The 16639-nt window shown below is 65.0% G+C and carries 17 protein-coding genes; 10 read left to right on the top strand and 7 right to left on the bottom strand.

All coding sequences use genetic code 11. The annotated features are described in order from the left end of the window. The first annotated feature begins 238 nt into the window (after window positions 1–238). Complete coding sequence (locus VFO25_03740; protein ID HET9342019.1) at window positions 239–1510, top strand: hypothetical protein; 1272 nt, start codon at window positions 239–241, stop codon at window positions 1508–1510. Between the two features lie 21 nt (window positions 1511–1531). Here VFO25_03740 and VFO25_03735 read toward each other — a convergent pair whose 3' ends face one another. After that, window positions 1532–1846, bottom strand: coding sequence for a glutaredoxin (locus VFO25_03735; protein ID HET9342018.1), 315 nt, complete (start codon window positions 1844–1846; stop codon window positions 1532–1534). Between the two features lie 60 nt (window positions 1847–1906). Between VFO25_03735 and VFO25_03730 the strand changes: the two genes are divergently transcribed. The 4 genes from VFO25_03730 (at window position 1907) to VFO25_03715 (ending at window position 5505) form a co-directional block, all read left to right on the top strand. After that, window positions 1907–2695 carry a DUF169 domain-containing protein gene (locus VFO25_03730; protein ID HET9342017.1) on the top strand — a complete coding sequence of 263 codons (789 nt, stop codon included), beginning with the start codon at window positions 1907–1909 and terminating at the stop codon, window positions 2693–2695. A gap of 46 nt (window positions 2696–2741) precedes the next feature. Beyond that, window positions 2742–3527, top strand: coding sequence for a TonB family protein (locus tag VFO25_03725; protein HET9342016.1), 786 nt, complete (start codon window positions 2742–2744; stop codon window positions 3525–3527). After that, window positions 3485–4693, top strand: a complete 1209-nt coding sequence (queG, locus tag VFO25_03720; GenBank protein ID HET9342015.1) for a tRNA epoxyqueuosine(34) reductase QueG — start codon at window positions 3485–3487, stop codon at window positions 4691–4693. Before VFO25_03725 ends, queG begins: the two co-directional genes overlap by 43 nt. A gap of 65 nt (window positions 4694–4758) precedes the next feature. Further along, the gene (locus VFO25_03715) at window positions 4759–5505 is read left to right on the top strand and encodes a metal-dependent hydrolase (GenBank protein ID HET9342014.1); all 747 of its coding nucleotides are present in this window, start codon (window positions 4759–4761) and stop codon (window positions 5503–5505) included. Between the two features lie 16 nt (window positions 5506–5521). Here VFO25_03715 and VFO25_03710 read toward each other — a convergent pair whose 3' ends face one another. Genes VFO25_03710 through rocF form a run of 3 tightly spaced genes read right to left on the bottom strand, consistent with a single transcriptional unit; the run spans window position 5522 to window position 8028 of the window. Then, the gene (locus VFO25_03710) at window positions 5522–6139 is read right to left on the bottom strand and encodes a DUF47 family protein (GenBank protein HET9342013.1); all 618 of its coding nucleotides are present in this window, start codon (window positions 6137–6139) and stop codon (window positions 5522–5524) included. Between the two features lie 9 nt (window positions 6140–6148). After that, complete coding sequence (locus VFO25_03705) at window positions 6149–7108, bottom strand: inorganic phosphate transporter (protein ID HET9342012.1); 960 nt, start codon at window positions 7106–7108, stop codon at window positions 6149–6151. Beyond that, the gene (gene rocF, locus VFO25_03700) at window positions 7105–8028 is read right to left on the bottom strand and encodes an arginase (protein ID HET9342011.1); all 924 of its coding nucleotides are present in this window, start codon (window positions 8026–8028) and stop codon (window positions 7105–7107) included. Before rocF ends, VFO25_03705 begins: the two co-directional genes overlap by 4 nt. 115 nt (window positions 8029–8143) lie before the next feature. On the opposite strand from rocF, the gene VFO25_03695 reads away from it, so the two are divergent. Further along, the gene (locus VFO25_03695; protein HET9342010.1) at window positions 8144–9061 is read left to right on the top strand and encodes a serine hydrolase; all 918 of its coding nucleotides are present in this window, start codon (window positions 8144–8146) and stop codon (window positions 9059–9061) included. 150 nt (window positions 9062–9211) lie between these two features. Continuing rightward, on the top strand, window positions 9212–10504 hold the full coding sequence (locus VFO25_03690; protein ID HET9342009.1) for an HD domain-containing phosphohydrolase: 1293 nt from the start codon (window positions 9212–9214) through the stop codon (window positions 10502–10504). A 522-nt stretch (window positions 10505–11026) separates the two neighbouring features. Here VFO25_03690 and VFO25_03685 read toward each other — a convergent pair. Next, window positions 11027–11992 (bottom strand): branched-chain amino acid transaminase, encoded by a 966-nt coding sequence (locus VFO25_03685; GenBank protein ID HET9342008.1) that lies wholly within the window; start codon window positions 11990–11992, stop codon window positions 11027–11029. A 208-nt stretch (window positions 11993–12200) separates the two neighbouring features. On the opposite strand from VFO25_03685, the gene VFO25_03680 reads away from it, so the two are divergent. The 3 genes from VFO25_03680 to uppS are packed head-to-tail and all read left to right on the top strand — an operon-like array spanning window position 12201 to window position 13960. After that, a complete protein-coding gene (locus VFO25_03680; protein ID HET9342007.1) occupies window positions 12201–12812 on the top strand; it encodes a hypothetical protein in 612 nt (203 codons plus the stop codon). Next, window positions 12809–13219, top strand: a complete 411-nt coding sequence (locus VFO25_03675; protein ID HET9342006.1) for a transcriptional regulator — start codon at window positions 12809–12811, stop codon at window positions 13217–13219. The genes VFO25_03680 and VFO25_03675 overlap by 4 nt, the downstream gene beginning before the upstream one ends. Before the next feature lie 3 nt (window positions 13220–13222). Next, window positions 13223–13960, top strand: coding sequence for a polyprenyl diphosphate synthase (gene uppS / locus VFO25_03670; GenBank protein HET9342005.1), 738 nt, complete (start codon window positions 13223–13225; stop codon window positions 13958–13960). A 94-nt stretch (window positions 13961–14054) separates the two neighbouring features. Here the strand turns inward: uppS and VFO25_03665 are convergent, their stop codons facing one another. Further along, entirely contained in the window at window positions 14055–14858 is an 804-nt protein-coding gene (locus VFO25_03665) for a PHP domain-containing protein (protein HET9342004.1), read from the bottom strand. A 5-nt stretch (window positions 14859–14863) separates the two neighbouring features. Further along, window positions 14864–16585, bottom strand: a complete 1722-nt coding sequence (polX, locus tag VFO25_03660; GenBank protein HET9342003.1) for a DNA polymerase/3'-5' exonuclease PolX — start codon at window positions 16583–16585, stop codon at window positions 14864–14866. Window positions 16586–16639 lie beyond the last annotated feature (54 nt).

Raw genomic sequence — 16639 nt, 5'->3', positions numbered from 1 at the left:
CGAGTTCGTGGTACAATACATGAAGAGCCCTCCTGAAGGCGGTTGCTAAGCACAAACACCTTTCAGGAAGGCTCTCGCTTTACCCTAATTTTACGTGTAGCGAAGGTCCGTAGACACTACACTTTAGCTCGACCGCCGCGGCCTTACCTGAAAATCTAAGCGCAGACCCTTTCACTCGCGTTTCAGACGCGGTCATTACGATGCAGTGGTTGCCGCAAGCATACCTCTCGGAGGAGCCATGCATCACAATCGCTCGATCGCGACGCTCGTCTCGTTGATCTCGTTCGCCCTCTTCGCCGCGCCGGCTCTGACGCCGGTGATCGCAGAAGCGGCCGGAACCGGTGGGAGGCTCGATCCAACTTTCGGGCAGTCCGGCTTCACCATCGTGCCGCACACCGTCTACTCGGTGAACGACGTCCGCGTCGATGCTAATGGTCGCATCGTCACATCGGTCGACTTCGCCGGAATGGGCAATGCGATCGGCGGCTTCGGTGTCGATAGGCTGCTGCCGAACGGTGCGCCGGATGACAGCTTCGGATCCGGTGGCATTGCCGTCGCCCAGTTCGCCAACGGGATCAATTTCGCGATGTCGACCGCGACGCAGACCGACGGCAAGGTCGTCGCGGTCGGCACTGCCGAGTCGCTGCCCAGCGGGGTGCGCGCGATCGCGATCGCTCGCTTCGCGTCGAATGGCATGCTCGATCAGGGTTTCGGCAGCGGCGGCCGCGTGATGCCTGCCGTCGCGGGCGCCACGCAGACGGGTGCGGAGAGCGTCATGGTGCTTGCCGACGGGAAGATCCTCGTCGGCGGGTCTGCGCTATTCGCGACAGGCCCGCAAGGAATTCTCATCAGATTGAACGCCGACGGCTCGCCCGATGCGTCGTTCGGATCCGAAGGCATCGTCGAAACCGGCTTGCCGGGAACGGTCAACGGCCTCGGTGTGCAAGCCGACGGGAAGATCGTCGCGCTCGCCGGCACCGCGGCAGCCCGGTTCCGAGCGAGCGGCACGCGCGACCCGCGACAGGCGCGCGGCACGCTCGTCGCCGAGACGCACATCGGCACAAGCGCATTGCGGAGCGACGAGCGGATCGTGGCGGTTTTCGCGCGCGCGGACAACGGATCCGGAAGCGATATCGATACGCAGGCTCAGCGGTTTTTCCCGAACGGCACGGTCGATGCTTCATTCCAAAGCCCGCTGTTCGACTTCGTCGTATCAAACCCCGACATCTTCGCGAACGAAGCGCACGCGCTCGCGATCCTGACGAACGGCTCGGTCGTGGTCGGTGGCGGCGGTCAGCCGGCGGTCGCCGTGACGGAATTCGGTCTTGCGCGGTTGCTCGCCGGCGGCCGGCTCGATCGAACCTTTGGACGCGGCGGCATCGTCGCGAGCAAGCTCAACGGCAACTGTGAGGTCGACGCTCTCGGGCTCGAATCGAACGGCGACATCGTCGCCGCCGGTCAGTCGTTCGACAGCACAGGCGGCCTCGTCGTAGCGCGGTATCTTCCATAGATAGCGCCTGTAAAGACCGGCTTACTTCTTCGCGTAGTGCTCTTCAAGATACGGGATGATAGCGTCGTCATCGTCGATCACGACGTCGCCGTCGACGAAGACCGGCACGCTCGTCTGGCCCGACACCTCGAGCACCTTAGTGCGCTTGCTATGGAAGACCGGCACCTCGACGTACTCGTAGTCGACGCCGAGTTCTGCGAGCTTTTCTACGACGCGTTGGCAGTACCAACACCAATCCGCGCTGTAGAGAATGCGCTTCGGTCCGGCGTCTTTGATCGCTGCCGGCTCGGCGGTCGCGGCGGAGCCGACCGTCTGGGCGGTATCGTTTGATGACATGAACTCGAACGTGTTGCACGCCGAGGGGCGCTGTGCCCTTGTGCTGAACGCTCGGAGGCGATGACTCCGAAAGACCTTTACGACAAAATCGAAGAGTACGTCCGTCCCGCCACCTTTCCGGTCGCCGTTCGCTGCCTGCGCAACGGCGAACAAGCGCCGCCGAAAGCGAAGCGTCCGCTCGCCGATCTAGGCAAACACGTCACGGTCTGCCAAGGTTGGGCGATCTCGCGCCGCTACGGGTGGACCACTGTCCTGCGCGCCGAAGACATGAAGTGCCCGCTCGGCGCGCTCGTCGCCGGCTTCGCGTCGCCGAACGCGTATTACGATGAAGGCAATCTCTGTGCCGGCATGTACACAGCCGACGAAGCGGCCGGCGCGCGCAGCGAAGCGTCGGTCGAGAAGTTCAAGCCGGGCGAGATCGACGGCATCGTCTTCGCGCCGCTCCATCGTGCAGACTTCGAACCTGAAGTCGTGATCGTCTACGGAAACGCCGCGCAGGTCATGCGGCTCGTCGCGGCCGCGCTGTACGAACGAGGTGGGCGCGTCGCATCGTCGTTCGCAGCTCGTATGGACTGCTCCGACCACCTCGTCGTGCCGCTGCGAACAGGCGAGCCGCAGGTGATCCTGCCCTGCAACGGCGACCGCATCTTCGCCGGAGCTCAGGACGAAGAAATGGCGTTCACGCTCCCCTGGTCGTGGGCGGACGAGCTCGTGCGGGGCTTGGAAGGGACCCAGCGAGGCGGCATCCGCTACCCAATACCGTCGTTCCTCACATATGAGCCCGCCATGCCGAAGAAATATGAAGAGCTCCTGGCGATGCAGCGCGCCGAGCCGGAGGCGGGCCATTGACGCCGGGCGAATTCCTAGAGCCCGGAACTAGAACGAGCGGACGCTCATGGACGACGGACAAGACAAAGTAGAGACGACGAAACGCCGGTTGCCATTCCGCAAACGCACCGCTGCGGGACTTGTCGCGTTCGTGTTCCTGTCTGCGTTCGTCCACTTCACCCTCGGAACCGAGGTGACAAACCTCTCGCCGCACTTCGCCGCGTCAAACTTGCCCGACTCGGTATCGATCGTGACGCTGTCGCGCAAAGAAGAGCTGCAGAAGATGCCCCCGCCGCCGACGCCCACGCCTTCACCGCGACCGCTGCCCCGAACGAACCGCGACCTCGCACTGCTGAAATATCGCGAAATGGCCAAGATCGCCGACGTACGCATGAGCGTTCGGCCGCCGGCGCGCCGCCACGTGCGGATGATCATCGAGCACCCGGTCAAGCCGGTGATGGACCAACGCGTCGCGCATGTCGTCGCGGCGGCGCCGGTGCCGACGCCCGAACCGACGGAGACGCCGGGAGATTCTCGCACGGCGAACGGCGGCACGCAGGATCTTTCCGGTAACGTCGTTTGGGGCGACGATAATCCGGTGCGCGTCATCAAGATCGCTCAGCTCGCCATCGACGACCATGCGCCCGGCACGGCGACCGTCGAAGTCGAAGTGGGTCCCGACGGGCAGATACTCTCAGTCCGTCTCGTGAAATCTTCGGGCGATCCGAACGTCGACGACGCGGCGCTCGCAGCCGCGCGCGCATCGACGTTCGCGCCGGCGACGCTCAACGGTCTGCCGGTACACGGCACGTGCGACCTCGACTTCCCGCCGCCTGCGTCGCAGACGACATAGCCCCGGTCACGCCGAGCCGACCGCACCCCGGCGATGCCAAAGCGCGCATCACCGCGCGCGCGTTCGAGCTGGGATTCGACCTTGTCGGCTTTACCGGCGCCGCGCCGTTCGTCTCGACGATGCGCGTCTTCCAGCAGCGCGTCGACGACGGACTCTTGAGCCAATGGCGCTACAGCGCCGGCGACGTGCGCGAACGCTGCACGCCCGAGGACGTGCTGCCGGGCGCGAGGACGATCGTCTGCACCGCGACGTCCTACGCCGGCGAGGCGCATCCTTACGACCCGAACGCACCGGGCTTGCGCGGCGCGGTCTCGTGCCATTCGTGGGGAAGCGATTACCACCGCATCATCGGCGGCAGGCTGCGCGAACTCGCGCGCTTCATTAGCGTCGAATATCCGGGCGAGCGGTGCTTGCCGTGCGTCGACACGGGGCCGCTCGTCGATCGCGCAGCTGCCGTACGTGCCGGCATCGGCTGGTTCGGCCGCAACGGCAACGTGCTCACGAAGCGCTTCGGCTCGTGGGTGCTTCTCGGCGAGCTCATCACGACGGTCGAGGTCGAACCGGACGAACCGCTCGGTACGAACTGCGGGACTTGTCCGGTGTGCATCGATCGCTGCCCGACGGGCGCGATCGGCGAGGACGGGTCGGTCGACGCGCGCCGCTGCATCTCCGATCTCACGCAATTGAAGACGCCGATCCCGCGCGAGCTGCGCGACGCGATCGGCAATCGTCTCTGGGGCTGCGACGATTGCCAAACGCCGTGCCCGGTCAACGAAAGCGAGAACGTCGCGGCCAACCGGCGTGCCGGCGACGACCCGTTCGCGCCGCTGCCGCACATCGGCACGTCCATGGATCTCATCGCCGTTTTGCGCATGACGAAGTCGCAGTTCCGCACGTGGTTCGGTCCGACGTCGATGGCGTGGCGGGGCAAAGCTGTCCTCCAGCGAAACGCGGCGGTCGCGTTGGGGAACTCGCGCGACGAGCGCGCCGTTCCCTATCTCGTCGCCGCGCTCGACGACCGCAAACCGCTGGTCCGCGGCCACGCCGCGTGGGCGCTCGGCCGGCTAGGCGGCGATGCGGCGCGAGACGCGCTGAGAAAACGGCTTGACACCGAGAGCGATGCGTGGGTGCGAGAAGAGGTCGAGCTCGCGCTCGGCTCCGCGTGAGCAGGCCCAATCGCGTGTCGTCTTAAAATCTTCCACCCTTCGCCTGGGTGACGCTCAAGGAGAGCATGATGTCCATCGATCTCGGCAAACTCGAAATCACGTTTTGCGGCCACGCGACCTTCGCGATCAAGACCCCGAGCGGCAAGCACGTGATCGTCGACCCATTCCTCAGCGGCAATCCGGCATGCCCGGATCATCTGAAGCAGCCGAAGAACCTCGACGCGATTTTCCTGACGCACGGCCACGGCGACCACCTCGGCGATACGGTCGCGCTCGCGAAGAAATTCGACGCCACGTGCGCGACGATGATCGAGCTCGGCGTGTGGTTGAGCAAGCAAGGAGTCAAAAAGGTCGTCGGCTTCAACAAGGGCGGGTCGACCGAGGTCGCCGGCGTTCACCTGACGATGACGCACGCGGTCCACTCGTCGGGAGTCCAAGACGGCGATGGGATGTGGTACGGCGGCGAGGCGGCGGGCTTTGTCATGCGGTTCGAGAACGGCGTCAAGATCTATCATGCCGGCGACACATGCGTCTTCTCCGACATGAAGCTCATCGGCGAGATCTACAAGCCGGACATCGCCATGCTGCCGATCGGCGACTTCTACACGATGGGTCCGGACGAGGGTGCGTACGCGATTCGGCTGCTCGGAGCAAAGACGGTGATCCCGATGCACTACGCGACGTTCCCCGTGCTCACCGGAACGCCCGCGAGGCTTCGCGAGCTGACGAAGGATGTCGCCGGACTCGAGATCGTCGAAGTGAAGCCCGGCGAGACGCTCACCGGGCAGATGCGGCGGCTCGCCGCGGTCTAGCCGATCGGCTCAGCCCTCACGATGTCTTCACGACGATCTTGCCGATGAGCTTGCCGACCGCGTCGCCACGGTCGGCGCTGTTGCTCAGGTGGCGATAGATCTCGCGCAGCTTGAACATCTCGCGGAAGTCGTGACCTTCGAATAGATCGGCAAGCGCTGTCCGGTAGAGGATCTCCATGCGGTTCTCGGCTTCGCTCGCCTCGCGGCCGGCGATCAGTGCCGTATCTCGGTCCTTCGGTATCGCGCCGACGGCGGACTGGATCGATAACGCCGCTTCGACGAGCAGCTCGCACATCGCGCGCATCGCAGGCGTGCTCGGCTGCCGGAAAAGCGCTATTTCGACGGCAGCGCTCGCGATGTAGTCGATCATGTCATCGAGCGCTTCACCGAGGTTGTAGAGGTCCTGCCGGTCGAGCGGGGTGACGAACGTATCGCTGATGGCGGCGATGAGCCCTCGCAGCACGTCGTCGCCTTTGTGTTCGAGCTCGTCGACGACCGTCGCGAGTTCCGCCTTGCCGCTGTCGACATATGCGGCGAGCGTCCGCGCGGCTTCGAGCAAGACCGACGCGTGCTCGTCGAGCAGGTCGAAGAATCGCTTGCCCGGGGAACTGCGGAAGAGGTCGGCAAGCCACATGACAGACTCCTATATCGAACGCACGATCAGACCGGCGAGCGCACCCGCGACGAGCGCTGCCGGCACGGTGACGATCCACGTCAGCGCGATCTGTGCGGCGGCGTGCCAGTGGATCGCGCGCGAGTCGACCGCCGCTCCGACGCCGATGAGCGACGACGCCGCGACGGCCGTCGTGCTGAGCGGACCGCCCAAGAGCGACGAACAGATGACGGTTGCGGCAGAAGAGACCTCGGCTGCGAGCGCCGACTGCGGACGGATCGAGAAGAGTTTGCCGCCGACCGTCCGCGCGATTCGGCCGCCGCCGGCGACGAGCCCCATCACGAACGCAAGCCCTGCGACGACGAACGTCCATGCGGGCGCGGTGAACGTGCCGGTTGAAACTGCCGCGCCGAGAAGGCCGGCCGTGCGCTCAAGATCGTTCGAGCCGTACGCCACCGCGAGCGCGAACGTCGTCAGATGTTGGAGCGAGACGATGCGTTCGCCGGCCGGGCGATGGACGCGAGCGAGCAGCCATGCGACCGCGCCGTACGCGATCGCCCCGCCGGCGGCACCGATCACGACCGATCCGACGAGCGATACCGCCACGAGTTCCACGCCGTGCCATCGGACCGCCGCGAGGCCTGGTCCGCTCCACAGAGCACCGACCATCGACGCGAACAGCGCTGCCGAGATGCTCGTCGGCACGCGAGCCGCGAACGTCAGGCCGACCGTCGCGATCGCGCCCGCGATCGCGGCGAAAAGCTGCGCTGCACCGACGGTCGCATAGTCGGCGACCCCTGTTCCCGTCGTGTGCGCCACCGCAGTTCCGAGTACGAACGGGCCGACGAACGCGCCGGCCACGATGAGCAAGAAGGACCTGACCGGCGGGATCGTCCGGCTCGCCGCCGACAAAGCGAACAAGTTGCCGCCGTCGTTGAAACCCGCGATCACGGCGAGCACGACGGCGGCGGTGAACGCCGCCGCTATCACAAGATCGATTTGCCCAAAGCCGAGCAGACGAGCTCCATCGCGACGCGCGCCGTCTTGACGCCGTCATCGATGACGGGGTTCACCTCGACGACCTCGAGCGAATGCGCGGTGCCGCTTTCCGCGACTATCTCCATCGCGAGGTGGCCTTCGCGATACGTGAGTCCGCCGAGCACCGGCGTTCCGGTTCCGGGAGCGGCCGACGGGTCGATCGCATCGATGTCGAAGCTCACATGGATCGAAGCCGGTCCGCGGCCGGCGACCTCGACTGCGCGTTCCATGACCTTGGCCATGCCGATCCGATCGATGTCCGACATGGTGAACGCGGTCATCCCGCGCTCGCGGATCTGGCGCTTCTCGCCGGGGTCGAGATCCCGTAGCGCGACGAACACCGTTCGCGCCGCGTCGATAGACGGCGTCGGGAAGAGCTTTGCGTCGAACAGGTCGCGCATGTCGCCGAGTGCCGCTCCGACCGGCATGCCGTGGAGATTACCCGTCGGACTCGTCGCCGGCGTGTTCGCATCCGCGTGCGCGTCGATCCAGATGAGACCTTGCGGCCCCTTGACGCGCGCGCAGCCGGCTAGCGCGCCGATCGCGAGCGAATGGTCGCCGCCGATGATGATCGGGAACGCGCCGGATCCGAGCGAGCGTTCGACCGAGTCGGCGAGCGCGAGCGAAGTCGCGCGGAGCATATCGAACGAGTGCGGCTTGCCCGGTTCGGGCGGCGCCGGATCGTCCGCGGGCACCGCGACGTCGCCCGTGTCTCGAGCGCGATAGCCGAGCGCTTCGATGCGTTCGACGAGGCCGACTGCTCGGATGGCTTGTGGACCAAGGCGAGCGCCGCGCCGGCTCGCTCCGGCGTCGACCGGAACGCCGATGATCTCGACGAGTCTCGCGAGATCGGGCGGACCGGAAAAGGGCATGCGGGCGACCCTCATAGTGTAAGACGCGTCACCGCGGCTGACGCGGCCGCGACTCGTTCGCGTCAGGGAGCGGTCGACCTTTACGGTCGACCGGAAGCCTGCCGATAACAGGAAGATGCGGCCGGCATCCGTCATCGCCCCGCTCTTAGCGGTCGCGGTCATAGCGTTCTCGGGCGTACCTCTTGCGGCCGCGGACGATCCCTCGTGGGATCTCGACCTTGGCGCTGCGAGGCTGCACGAACTCGTGCCGCAGCTCATGGACCTCGCCGCCCACACGGACGGTCTCGTCGCGCTCAGCATCGGCGATCTTCGGACCGGCCACGCGATCGCGATCAACGGCGGCGTGAACCTGCCGGCTGCGAGCACGATAAAGATCCCGGTCATGGTCGAGGTCTTCAAGCAGATGGCGGCGGGCCGGTTCACCGATGACCGCACCGTCATGCTCCTCGACCGCGACTGCGGCTACGGCTCGCTGTGCGACGCGCCGTGGGGCACCGAGTATCGGGTGGGCGACTTGCTCGCGCGGATGATCGATGTCAGCGACAACACGGCGACGAACATGCTCATCCGGCTCGTCGGCCGCTCGTCTATCAACGCGACGATGTCGGGGCTAGGCCTTTCACAAACGCGCCTGGGCGACAGCATCCGCAGCGACGGCGATATCCGCGCGTTGCGCACGAGCGCGGACGACATGCTCCGGCTTCTCTCGCTTATCGCAGCGGGGCGCGTCGTCGATCCGCAAGCGAGCGGCGAGATGTTGGCGTTGCTCGCAGGTCAGCGCCACAACACGCTCCTGCCCGCGCCCTTACCGAAGGGCGTCGTCGTCGCGCACAAGACCGGCACGCTGCACGACACGCTCAACGACGTCGGAATAGTCGAGCTCGCCGGCGCTCCGTACGTCATCTGCGCCTTCTCGACGCACCTCGACGACCTCGACAACGGCGAGCGGTTCATCCGCCGCGCATCGCTTTTGACCTTCGAGAGCTTCCAGCGTACGGCCATCGCACGCGCCGATTCGAACGGCCGTTTGTGACGCTCGTCACGACTGCCCGCTAACCGAGCAACCGCGCTCCCCATCCCCTCTAGACTAGGCGATAAAATCCAAAGAGGGCCTGGTGTGCGGCGTCACGGGAGAGCGTGCGCCGTAGTCATATAGGTAGTGGGAAAGTTCTCGGCAGCTAGCGTGGCTTTGGCAGAAGACCACACACGGATCGAGGCGGAGCGCTGGCGCTCGGTCGCTCTCAACGTTTTCTGTTTCGCCATCGGATTCTTGGGTCTCGCGGTCGTCGTGTTGTGGCCGCCGCATCTCGATCTCAGTTGGTGGACGGTCGTTTCGGTGCTGTTCATCGGCGGATTTCTCGCCGTGTCGCAGCGGCCGACGCTCGCCGCGGGTAAGTCGTACGCTCCCCTGACCGCGGTCATCGCGGCGTCGTCGATCGTCTTCGGCTACTGGACGATACTCCTGGTCCTCATATCGTTCGCCGCCATCCGGCTTCGTCTTTTACCACGCCCCGCGAACTTCTCCGACCTCTTCTCGCCGCGATCGTTCGGACAAGCAGGCGCCGGCATCACCGCGGTCTACGGCATGATCGCCGTATGGGGGCTCTTCGCCGACGTCCAAAAAGCTGCGCCCTCGTGGGCGGGTTCCGCGATCGCGCTCGTCGGCGTGCTCGTCGTCGGCATCGTCTGGCAGATCTCGCAACACGGCTTCGTCCAGGTCACGTACTTCTTCACGCGGCAGACCGGCTTCTCGCTGCAGTTCGTGCGCATGGGCGTGTTCGCTTCGCTTTACGGCTACCTGCTCGTCGCGATGTACGGCTACGGCGGCATGCTGACGACGGTTCTCTTCTACGTCCTCATCGCGCAGACGCGCGTCGTGCAAGACATCCTCGGCGTCGTCAGACGCCTCGAACAGCTGGAACAAGCGAAATCGCAGGCGACATCGGTCATCCGAGAGATGATCCGATTCACCGACATGCCCGATGTCCAGTTCACGGCTGAGGTCGAGAACATCTCGAAGATGCTCGCCCGCCACCTCGGACTGTCGAAGCAAGAAGTCGCCGATATCGGTCTTGCCGCCGAGCTCCACGAGATCGGCAAGAGCCGGCTGCCGGCGCGCATGCGCTGGGGCAAACGGACGAACGCTTCCGAGGAGAACCAGCGGCGCACGTATGCGCGGCTAGGCGCCATCATGTTGAGGAGTGCGGACGCGCTCGTCGACCCGGCGATCGCCGACTACGTCGAGTACCATTCCGAGCACTTCGATGGGACCGGTTATCCGAAGGGTCTTGTCGGTGAGGCCATACCGCAAGCCTCGCGGATCATCGCGATCGCGCGCGCCTACGTCTCGTCGCTGACCGGTTACGACGGTGTCGAGAAGATCAAAAAAGAAGAAGCGCTCCGCAAACTCCGTCAGGAGAGCGGAACGCTTTTTGATCCTAGGCTTGTCGACTTGCTGACGGAGGTCGTCAGCTAGGCGATGTTACTTCGTGGCGATCGGGGTATCGGAGATATCGAAGATGTGGATGATCCCGGCCAGCACGCCGCCGGCCAACGAGATTAGGTGAAGGACCCCACCGAGTGACGCGAAGTGCAGCATGACAACTCCTTTAAGTTCGCGCGCGAGCTAGAAAGCCGTGCCGTCATCCCCGCTTTGAGAGGCAGTCCTCGCACTGCAACCTCTCGCAGCCGATCTGACTCCACCGTCCCCACCAAGACGCGCCGCTCTGCCAAGCGGCGTCGTCTTTTGTGTCCGATGAGCCAAGGTGCTCGGCTCGCCGCTATACGCATATAGCCCCATATCTAACGGGCCGTTACGCGATGCGGCCGGGCTAGTCAAAAGTGACGCCCGTCACACAACGGCATTATAGCAGAGTCGCATATGAGAACGCAAGATAAGCGCATATGGATTTATACGCGCACATCTGTTCGATTTTGCCCTTGAAATTGTAGCGGTCGAGCTTTAGCTCGACCGCCGCGGTCATGCCCTGCGTCGTGCCTAGACGCTGGCCTTCGCTTTCCTCAAGCGATCCGTTTTCGTAGCGTGAGAAGGCGTGAGCCAATGATGGTACTTGGCGACCTTCCCGAGCGTGATATCACGGTAGAGATCCCCTAACGCGATCGCGATCTTACCAGGGGACCCGCTTCCGACCGGCCTACGATCGACCTCGATCACGGGCGAGACGCCGACCGCGGTCCCGGAGAAAAATATCTCGTCGGACTGATAGAGCTCGCTGCGATCGATGCTGCGCTCTGCGACGTCGAGCCCGAGCTCTTCGCGCAGCAACTCGATGACGGTCTTGCGCGTGATGCCTTCGAGAATCGCGTCCGTCACCGGTGGCGTGTGGACGCGCCCGTCGCGGACCAGGAAGATGTTCTCCGCGCTGCCCTCGGCCACGTGTCCGTCCGCGGTCAGCAAGATCGCTTCGTCGAATCCGTTCATGACCGCTTCACTCTTCGCGAGTGCCGAGCTGACGTAGACGCCGGTCAATTTCGCTCTTGCCGGCGCGCTGTTGTCGTCGATCCGCCGCCACGATGAGACCGCCGTCCGCAGACCGGCCCCGGTCTCGAAGTACGAACGGTGTGGGATCGCGATGATCGCGAAATCATCCCTGACGTTGTGGAGCCGGACGCCGATCTCTTCCGCGGCCTTGAACGCGATCGGCCGGACGTAGACGTCCTGGTGATAGTCGTTGAGCCGGATGAGCTCCGTCGTCGCCTCGCACATCGTCGCGACGTCGTCCTTGAGTTCCATGAGGAGCAGTTTGGCTGACAGGTGCAGCCGCTCGTAATGCTCGGCGAGCCTGAAGAGATACACTTCCGCATGGTCGGCGCTCCAGTAACCGCGGATGCCTTCGAAACAGCCGGTGCCGTAGTTGAGGCCGTGCGTGAGCAATCCGACCTTCGCGTCGCCGTACTTGACGAAGTCACCGTCGTGGTAGACCTGGATGCCTTCGAGTTCCATGCGTCTCTCTCCGATCTGTGAGGAGGTCGCGGGTGGTTGAGCGTTGTTTTCAGACGCCTGCCGTTACACACCTTGCCCGCCTTCAGGACGCGCGGAACACCGCGCGAGCGGGTTTTGGGCCAAGTGTCGACACGATGAACGCGCGTCCCGCGACGAACGAGACTTCCGGGGGATTGCGCCCTATCGCACTTTGTGATACAAAGTGCATATGGAAGTCGAGCGTGCGCTGGCAGACCTCGCAGAGGTCAGAGATCGCCTTGCCGCGTGCCAGCAATTCAAAGGTTATTCAGGCCCTGCAGCCGCCGCGAGCGGGGTCATCGCGATCGTCGCCGGGCTCGCGCAGTTCGTCCTCGTGCCGCATCCGGTGACGGCAGCCGACGATCGCATGTATCTCTTCGTCTGGTTCGCCTGCCTCGCTGCCGCGTTGATACTGAACTATGGTGCGATTGCGGTCTGGTATTCCCGTACGGGCGCGACGCAGGAACGCGTGCGCGCGCGCAGTGCCGGCGTGACGCTCTTGCCGGCGATCGTTCTCGGTGCGGTGCTGAGCCTCGCGCTCATCTTGCACGGACTCATATGGATGCTGCCTGGAGTCTGGTACGCGTCGTACGCCATGGGACTCTACGCTTCGCGCTCGCTGGTGCCCAAAGGTGCTATACCGCTAGCGGCGGCGTTCGGCATCATCGGATCGGTCTTGCTCTTGACCCCGGACCCGACCGTGCCGCTCGCGTGGTGGATCATGCCGGTGGGGTTCGGGTTCGGTCAGATCTTCATCGGCTGGCTTCTCACGCGCGAAGCAGAAGCGGCGGTAGCACGATGAGCGCGCGACGAGCTGGGAAACGCCAACGCACGGACGGTCGCGAAGCACCTTTCGCCTATGCGGGCCTCGAGCGGATCTTCCACGAGCGAGGCCGGCTTGCGGTTTGCACGTGCCTCGTCGCGCACGCCGACGGCATGACGTTCACCGAGTTGCAAACCGCATGCGGTCTCACGGACGGCAACCTGAGCCGTCATCTCGCGGCGCTCGCCGAGATGGGCATCGTCGCGATCTCGAAGGATGCGGGGCAAGGCCGTCCGACCACGACTTGCCGCATAACCAAGAGCGGCAAGACGCGCTTCCTTTCCTATATAGATGAACTCGAGGCGGTCGTCCGCGACGTGCACGCCGGCGCCGAGACCTCAGACAACGACGGACGGCGCCGGGTTCCGCGTCTGGCGACGACCTGATCGATGCGCAACGTCGAACGCGCGGCGGCGGTGCCCGCACCGTCACCGATCCCGAAGCACGTCGCCGTCATCATGGACGGCAATCGCCGTTGGGCCCGCGCACGCGGCTTCCCGCTCGCCGAAGGCTATCGCCGAGGCATCGCCAGCTTGCGCGAGTTGACGCGCGCGTGCCGAGACCGCGGCGTGCCGTATCTGACCGCCTTCGGCTTTTCCACCGAGAACTGGAAACGCGACGCCGGCGAGGTCTCATCGCTCTTCGATCTCTGCTGCATCTTCGCGAAGACCGAGGCGCCCGGGCTGCGCAAGGACGGCGTCCGCGTGCAGGTGCTCGGCGATATCGCCGCACTACCGCCGGCGCCGCGCTCCGCTCTGTCGTCGCTGGTCGAGAACACCAAAGAAGGCCGCGCTGTGACGCTCAACCTGGCCGTCAACTACAGCGGCCGGGCGGAGATGGCCGCGGCGGTCCGACAGATCGCGCGCGACGTCCGCGACGGGATCATCGAACCCGAGCGCGTCGACGAAGCCGCCATCGAATCGCGCCTGTACACCGCCGGCATACCCGATCCGGATCTCCTGATCCGCCCCGGCGGTGAGCACCGGATCTCGAACTTCCTCTTGTATCAGCTCGCGTACACCGAGCTCTTCGTCAGCGACGTCCACTGGCCGGATTTCAACCGCGAGCACTTCGACGCGGCGCTCGTCTCGTATCAGCAGCGCCACCGCCGCTTCGGCGCCACCTGAGCGGACGATCGATTTTCACGCTCTCGTCTAGGGAGCGGTCGAGATTCACGGTTTCATGAGGGAGCGGTCGAGATTCATCTCGACCGCCGCGGTCTTACCTCAGCCCGAGCCGCACCATCAACGCGTCCGGCGCTTCGAAGCGCGGGTTGACGTACGCACCGCCGAAGTAGCCGTGGTAGTCGCTGCCGCACGAGTAAAGCTTCCCATTGCGTTCGGCCAAGGCTCTAAGTGCCTCTCGATCCGCCGGCGCATATCGCGCGTAATACGCTTCGATGCCGTCGACGTCGGTGAGCAGTGTTTCGACGAGGCCGTCGGACCCGACGCGATCGGGATGTGCGAGGATCGCGACACCGCCCGCTTCACGGATCGCCTCGGTCGCTTCGGCCGGCGTCGGTAGTCGGCGATATGCCTCGGGCGGAAGCGCTGCGAAAAAATCCTTGAAGCGCGCGTAGCAGCGGCCGACGTCGCCGTCGTCGACGCCGCGCGCGCATAGCCGCTCGATGAGCGCGGGAAGCCGCACGTGCTGCTCCGAGAGCACCTCGGGGGCGCGAAGGTCGAAGCCTCCATCGATAAGCGCGAGGACCCACGTCCGGACGTTCGCCATCCAAACGTCGAGCGCCACCCGATTGAATTGCTGGAGCGGCGGCCGCGAGGGGTCGAAGCCGTATCCGAGGACGTGGACGACCCGACCGTGCGCGTATGCCGTCATCTCGATGCCGCTCACAGCGGCGATTCCGCGCGCAGCCGCACGCATCAGCGTCTCGACGATGCCCTCTGTCGTATCGTGATCGGTGAGCGCGATGAGCTCGACGCCGGCGTCTGCGGCCATGTCGACGACGCGCGCCGGCGCGAACTCGCCGTCGCTGTGGTGGCTATGCAGATGGAGGTCGCAGAGCATCGACGTCAGCGGCGTTTCGCCGCGACGAATTCGAGCACGCCTTCGAGCGGCCGCGCGTTGAGGACGTTCTCTTTCACCAGGCCGGCCTTGCGAGCGGTGCCGACGCCGTAGAACATGTCGTCGAGCATATCGGTCGAGTGGGCGTCCGTGTCGATCGCGAGCGTGCAGCCGAGTTCGCGCGCGCGGCGCGCAAGATTCGCGTCGAGATCGAGTCGCGCCGGATTCGAGTTGATCTCGAGCGCGGTGCCGGTTTCGGCCGCGGCGCGGAAGACGGCGTCGACATCGAATTCATAGGCAGCGCGCTGTTCGAGCAAAGCGCCCGTCGGATGACCGATGACGTTGACGTACGGATTGCGGATCGCGCGGATGAGGCGTTCGGTCTGCTTCTCCTTCGAACCGGTGAACGCGGAATGGATCGACCCCACGACGATGTCGAGCTCGGCCAGCACCTCGTCTGGGAAATCCATCGACCCGTCCGCGCGTATGTCGACTTCGGACGAGCACAGCAGATGGACGCCGTAGGCGTCGCGAACGGTTTTGATCTGGGCGATCTGCTCGCGCAGCCGCTCGATCGAAAGACCGTTGGCGACCGCGCGGCCGCGCGAGTGATCCGAGATGGAAAGATACGATCGTCCGCGCTGCGCTGCAGCGCGCGCCATCTCCTCGATCGTCCGCGACCCGTCGCTCCAATCCGTGTGATCGTGGAGGTCGCCCCGGATGTCGGCCAGTTCGACGAGCGCCGGAACCTTGCCGGCACGCGCGAGCTCGATCTCATCGAGGCCAAGCCGCAGCTCGGGCGGTATGTACTGGAGGCCGAGCGCCGCATAGACCTCTTCTTCGGTCTGCGCCGTCATGACCGCACCGGTCTCGAGCGTCTCGATCCCGTACTCGCTCACTTTGAGACCGCGGGCGCGAGCGTGTTCGCGGATCTTCACGTTGTGGTCTTTATTGCCCGTGAAATGCTGCAGCAGATTCCCGAAGCATTCGTGCTTGACGACGCGACAGTCGACGGAGATGCCCGGCTCCGCCCAGATCGTCGCCTTAGTATCCCCGAGTCCGGAGACGCTGCTCGCGATAGGAAGCTTCGTGAAGTAAGCCAGCACTTCGGCGGGTGAGTCGCTCGTGCAGATGATGTCGATGTCGCCGACGGTCGGCTCCATCCGGCGCAAGCTGCCGGCGGCGACGACGTTGCGCGCGTCGCTATGCGCCGTGAGCGCTTCGACGATCGAGCGTGCGAGCGGCCACGCGTCGCCAAGGCGCAAGCGCCGCGTCCTATCCGCGAGCCGCGCGAGCGATGCCTTGAGATTCTCGATGCTCTTCGGGCCGAGCCGCGGGATCTTCGAGATCGATCCGTCATCGACGGCTTGCCGCAGCTCCGCGATGCTCGTGATGCCGAGCTCTTTGTACAGTGCGACAGCTGTCTTCGTGCCGATCGAAGGCACCCGGATCAGCTCGAGGATCGTCGGAGGGAACTTCGCGCGCAGCTCTTCGAGATATTTGCACGTCCCCGTGCGGTCGATGTCGTCGATCTTCTGAGCGATCGCCTTGCCGACGCCGGGCAGTTCGATGAGCTCGCCCGAATCGATGAGCGCGCGCATCGGCGTCTCGCTGTCCTCGACGCTCCGCGCCGCGCGCTGATACGCTTTCGTCTTGAAGAACGGTTCGCCGTCGAACTCCATGAGCGCGGCGATCTCGTTGAGGCGCGCGGCGATGCCGTCGTTCGTCATCGTCGCGCCTCGTTCGCCGCTGCGACGCCGAAGGCCTTACGAGGTGTGCGCCGA

The sequence above is a fragment of the Candidatus Eremiobacteraceae bacterium genome (genome assembly GCA_035710745.1).
GTDB lineage: Bacteria > Vulcanimicrobiota > Vulcanimicrobiia > Eremiobacterales > Eremiobacteraceae > JANWLL01.
Note: the sequence above shows the minus strand (reverse complement) of the source record. Positions and strands in the feature narration are given on the sequence as shown.